The organism is Oleiphilus sp. HI0086, from assembly GCF_001635225.1.
On the sequence record NZ_LWFZ01001242.1, the window covers coordinates 1 to 907 of the forward strand.

The following is a 907-nucleotide window of genomic DNA, read 5'->3' on the forward strand; positions in this document are numbered from 1 at the left end:
TAGCCGAGGCACCAGCAGAAACTGATAGCATTATAAGCAAAATGGAAGCCTTACGTTTACTAGGCCATCCCTATTCAGACGAAGAAATCGCTAACGGGCCCGCCCAGCTAGCAAATATGACTGAAATCGATGCTTTGATTGCATACTTGCAAGTGCTTGGCACTGCAAACAACGGGAGATAAGCATGGGCGAATTACAGCACACACTAAGCGGTTTAATGACCGGCATGCTTTTGCTTACGTTCATCGGAATTTGCTTCTGGAGCTGGAGTGGCAAGCGTAAAGAAGCGTTCGAGGAAATGGCAAATCTTCCCTTGGATAACACTGCAACGAATACTTGCAATAACAAAGAAAAAAGTGAGGCCTAATTATGAGTACAGGATGGAGTATTTTCATCAGTGTATTGGTCATCGGCAACCTAGTTGGTGTCATGTGGCTACTGTTCGCGACTTCTTCAAAGAAGTCGGATGAGAGCGGTGAGGTCGAGTCTACCGGACATGAATGGGACGGTATATCCGAACTGAATCACCCACTACCAAAGTGGTGGTTTAACATGTTTATTCTGACAACTATTTTTGCAGCAATTTACATGTACCTTTACCCTGCACTAGGTAATAACGAAGGTTCATTAGGTTGGACTCAACTTAATCAGTTAGACGCCCAAATGGAAAAGAATAGAGCGGACCGCGCTGCCTTCTTTTCTCAATTTGAGGGCAAAACAGCTGAAGAACTTCAAGCAAATACTGAAGCAATGAAAACTGCTTCACGCTTGTTTGACAATAACTGTTCGCAATGCCATGGTTCCGATGCTAAAGGCTCAAAAGGCTTTCCGAATCTTGCAGATGATGACTGGCTATACGGAAATAGTTCAGATTTGATTTCGCAGTCAATTCTAAATGGCCGTCAAG

2 protein-coding genes and 1 pseudogene are annotated in these 907 nt (G+C 44.0%); all 3 read left to right on the plus strand.

Annotated elements, in window-relative coordinates:
• Positions 1-182 (plus strand): annotated as a pseudogene (locus A3756_RS28140) (peptidase S41); the annotation flags it as partial.
• A 2-nt stretch (positions 183-184) separates the two neighbouring features.
• The gene (locus A3756_RS21545) at positions 185-367 is read left to right on the plus strand and encodes a CcoQ/FixQ family Cbb3-type cytochrome c oxidase assembly chaperone (RefSeq protein ID WP_068506528.1); all 183 of its coding nucleotides are present in this window, start codon (positions 185-187) and stop codon (positions 365-367) included.
• A 2-nt stretch (positions 368-369) separates the two neighbouring features.
• Positions 370-907, plus strand: a 538-nt coding sequence (locus A3756_RS21550; RefSeq protein WP_156490671.1) for a cbb3-type cytochrome c oxidase N-terminal domain-containing protein, incomplete at its 3' end; no start/stop codon positions are given.

Excerpts from the sequence above, each read along its gene's own strand:
- A3756_RS21545 (WP_068506528.1), top strand. The coding sequence starts at position 185 with ATGGGCGAATTACAGCACACACTAAGCGGTTTAATGACCGGCATGCTT.